General features: G+C 51.2%; 3 protein-coding genes. 2 read left to right on the plus strand and 1 reads right to left on the minus strand.

All coding sequences use genetic code 11. The annotated features are described in order from the left end of the window. The first annotated feature begins 1,081 nt into the window (after positions 1 to 1,081). Entirely contained in the window at positions 1,082 to 1,294 is a 213-nt protein-coding gene (locus AAAC48_RS04625) for a hypothetical protein (RefSeq protein ID WP_340653047.1), read from the plus strand. 263 nt (positions 1,295 to 1,557) lie between these two features. On the opposite strand, the gene AAAC48_RS04630 is transcribed toward AAAC48_RS04625, so the two are convergent. After that, entirely contained in the window at positions 1,558 to 1,773 is a 216-nt protein-coding gene (locus AAAC48_RS04630; RefSeq protein ID WP_340653048.1) for a hypothetical protein, read from the minus strand. A gap of 527 nt (positions 1,774 to 2,300) precedes the next feature. On the opposite strand from AAAC48_RS04630, the gene AAAC48_RS04635 reads away from it, so the two are divergent. Next, positions 2,301 to 3,371, plus strand: coding sequence for a glycosyltransferase family 2 protein (locus AAAC48_RS04635; RefSeq protein ID WP_340653049.1), 1,071 nt, complete (start codon positions 2,301 to 2,303; stop codon positions 3,369 to 3,371). Positions 3,372 to 3,848: the final 477 nt, after the last annotated feature.

Below are 3,848 nucleotides of genomic sequence, written 5' to 3' on the forward strand. Positions count from 1 at the left end.
AATGGGTACAATAGCTCTAGCGCCTAATCTTGACCCATTTGGATACAAAAATTGGTCAGTAGAGCCGGAGTTGATCTCACGGTCCCCAATGTAACGACGGTCAAGTCCGAGCGGACGTTTTGGGAGAAGGCCCTCATCCCCATATCCGATGGAGGTAGCGCAGTCGGAACAAAAAGTGCGTGAGACCCCCGGCTTTTTCGAAAAGCTTTTAGGTTCACCCCGCGTCCGCCGAAACTTTGAAGTTCGATATCCCACCCACCTCAGCCACAACACCGCAGCAGATCGAACAGTAGCAAGCGGACCCAGCAGTAGGGCGATGAGGGGTCAGGCGTAGAGCGGCATAGGCCACCCCGAGAGTGACGGCCAGCAATACGCCCAGGGATATCAGCGCCATTTGGATGCGAGGTTCCTACAAAAATGACGGAACAGGAGCGGCTGGTGGGGGACCATTATGCCGTCGTCACTGTTCCGCCTAGTGCTGACTGCGGCCTTGGCGGCAATGTGCAGTCAGGCCATAAGGATACACCTGAGGCGAACGCCAACTAACCAATGTTTTGAGTCTATCCACTGGAAAATGATTCCAGGCTTGATGAAAGAGGGAGGAGCAGACGCGAAGCGTGCCGCTGCGTCTCTCCCCCAATTTGGCGAACCGGAAGGCTAAGGGTGGGCCTTCGCGGCCAAGGAACAGGATACACCCGGACGGCTTTCAGCGGGATCGGGCATAACCCTGAGGGAACATTGGGATTTTCCCTGATTGATAGGGCCAAAACCGGCGGAAAAATCGGGGTTTTCTTCTATTTTTTTTCACACTCAGAGGCACTCGATCATAGCTAAGCCTCAGGAAATCCTCGACTTTTTCGGTATCGCAATCAGTGCTCGGGACCCACTCGACCTCTCGTATCGCCGTGGGCGTCGATGAGGAACCGTCCAACTCTCGGCCTGAAGCTTTGACACCTCCCTCCCCTTATATCTGGTGGTGTGGATGCGGAACTGATTCGTGCCGCCGCCCTGCTCTGCAAAATCGCGTTCGCGTTCGCGCCAGTGGCCGAGAAATTTGCCGCAGCAGCTGGAATGGATCGGAGTGAAGTCGATTACATCGGTAGAGATATCCAAACAGATTGTCCCGCAATCGGGGCATTTTAGAGCCGGAGCGGCCATCGAGGGTCTTCCCGCACTCCCGCCAGAACTGATTATCCGCCAAGAGATGATGATCGATGCTGCCGACAAGGGTTGGCCAGTGCTTTACAGTGTTGATAAGGCGGCCTCTCGTATTCTCGGGGCCGCTGACCCTTAAAAATTTCACTGTTTGATTTCCATAATAAATTCGAACTAATCCGCACGATTGATTGATCTGCGCTGGGAACTCCCGCAAGATGCCAACGCTGATATCGGCACGGCTCGGCGTTGCGTATTTCCTGCTTTGTGCGTGCGTCGAGCCATCCCTGCACCTCAATTTGACTAGCGCTGCCACAGGCCGGATGGCACACACCCCTAGGCCGGCAAGAACCAATTTTAGGGCAGCCGACGCTGGATATGCCAGGCTGACTGCTGCAACGCTCATTCGAAATATTGTATTTTGCAGTAGCGAAAAGTAGCGCCCGCACGAGGGTGCCGGCAGCGGATCAGCACATTCATTTCGTCATGGGGTCCGATCGCTTGGATGATTTTGTCCACATCACGGCCCTGATAGATCGGGTCATTCACGTCTTTGCTATAGGCGACGATTGTGTGGTCTTTCACGGCGTCTGTGATCATCTGTCTGATAATACTCATTACTCGGCTCTGCTGCTGTGGTTTCGGTCAGGAATAGCAATTCAACGTCGTCATGTTTGTTGTTGGTGCGGTCGATCGAGCGCGGCTGATTTCGCGGTGAAACTTGTAGTTGAGGCTGGAGCAGTTATCGCTGGCTGTGTAGCAGGAGTTGGAACGCCTTGAGCAAATGACGGCCCGCAAACGTCCAATATTGTCAAACCGCACAGCAATGAATGTATAAATGCCAGCTTCACAACGAATCCTCAAAGGTACAACTTAGAGTTTCATAGAACCAAACAACTCAATCGCGCCAAGTGTATTTGCAGAAAACTGAGGATTTCGATTAACAATCAAGAGAAGGCTACTTCGAAACTAATCTTAAAATATTACCGATCTGTAGAGCGCAGATCGACGCGATGTCGCCGCATTGCATTTGGGCCCCAGAATTGTACTGACAGGTGGAGCAATATTGGCCGACCACTTCGCACTTTTTGTTGCGTCATTGATCATTCTGCCATACGCACGGTGTTTGGAGATTAGGGCAAGACATGCAAAAAACGAAAAGCGGCGCAGGTTTTCCTGTTAGATATCCTGTCAAACATGCTTCGGATTGGCATGGGATTAAGAGTATTTCATTCGTGCGGAAGGCAAAGGCTCATTTCCAGCACGCGAAATGGACGATGTCTCTGGGAGCACGAACAGATCCACGGCTGGTCAAACATTCCGGACATTTTAAGCCGCTAGCGTCCGATGATATTCCAGCAATTTGCATAATACGAAATGCAAATGGCTACATCAGATCCTTCTTGCGGTACTACAGAATGTTGGGCGTAACCCGCTTCATCATCATTGACGATCGATCAGTCGACGGAACGACATCCGCGCTTTCAAATATCGCCGACGTAGATCTTTATACATCGCATATTGAATACAAGGATACGAATCGAGGAAAAGATTGGCGCGATGCATTTTTCGATATGTATGGGCGCAACCGCTGGTATCTCTCGCTCGACGCCGACGAATTTCTGGTCTTTCCGGGTTACGAAAAACGATCAATTCGAGACTTTATTCGGGATTTAGAGATCGTCGGCATCGACCGATCACATTCCGCGATGTTGGATGTCTATCCTCCTGGCCCGCTTCGTACCGGTAATTTTGTTGACGACGGTTCCAAATGGCCATTCGACGTATCGTCACATTTCGATGGTGATGGTTATTCGATCAAGGCAGAAAGGTACGGAAATGCTGTCAGGGGAGGACCGCGACAACGGCTGTTTGGCCGCGACATGCGTCTTTCCAAGTTTCCGCTTCTGTGGGTTGACGGCAAGACAGACTATCGCAGAGGAAGCATTCATGGCCCCGGGCCGTGCATAAGAAATTTTGTCCCAGTCACGTCCATCTTGCTTCACTATCGATTTTCTTCGCGTTCAGTCGAAGAATTTCGTAAAATTGTTGAGGTGGGAGGTCACGCCGGGGGTGGTGCTCATTACAGTGCTATCTTGAATTCTCCAGAGTTTTCAGAAGATTTCTCACTGGCCTACGGAGGATCGCTTCCATTCGTAGGATCCCAAGATTTGGTTGATCGCGGCTTTATGATGGATTTGCGTTATCTGTTCTGAATGATGAGCGGCATTGGATTTCAGCGTCAAAATGGTCTCACGAGACGCAATGTTTGGCTGGCTTTCCGATTGTTGTTACACTCCCGCTTTAATGGCAGGAATCTTCAGCCTAGACCAGTTCAGGATGCCGGTCTGCGTATGTGAGCAAGTGCCGTTTGTGGCGACCCGCGTCAGCCAGGAAATGCGATTGCTCGTCCCGGACGACCGGCCGAACAATTGTTCATAACGTCATTGGCAGCACCGACTGCAAAAGTACAAATTCGGACACAGCTACAAGTGTCAAACATCGTCGCAAATCGGCAGGTCTCGGTTTTATCATTGGAAGTATTGATATCGCAAAAGCAAGACCGGTGCAGTCAGCATTATCGCAACAATGCCAAATAATCCGATAAGAGCTGCTCTCGCAATTTGCCCACTGAACCGATAACCTAACAGATCGAGCTCGCGCATCGGCTTGTGAACCATCTCCAGCCCCAA

Origin of the sequence: Phyllobacterium sp. (assembly GCF_037994405.1) — a bacterium.
Lineage (GTDB): Bacteria > Pseudomonadota > Alphaproteobacteria > Rhizobiales > Rhizobiaceae > Phyllobacterium.

Excerpts from the sequence above, each read along its gene's own strand:
- AAAC48_RS04635 (WP_340653049.1), top strand. The coding sequence starts at position 2,301 with ATGCAAAAAACGAAAAGCGGCGCAGGTTTTCCTGTTAGATATCCTGTC.
- AAAC48_RS04630 (WP_340653048.1), bottom strand. The coding sequence starts at position 1,773 with ATGAGTATTATCAGACAGATGATCACAGACGCCGTGAAAGACCACACA.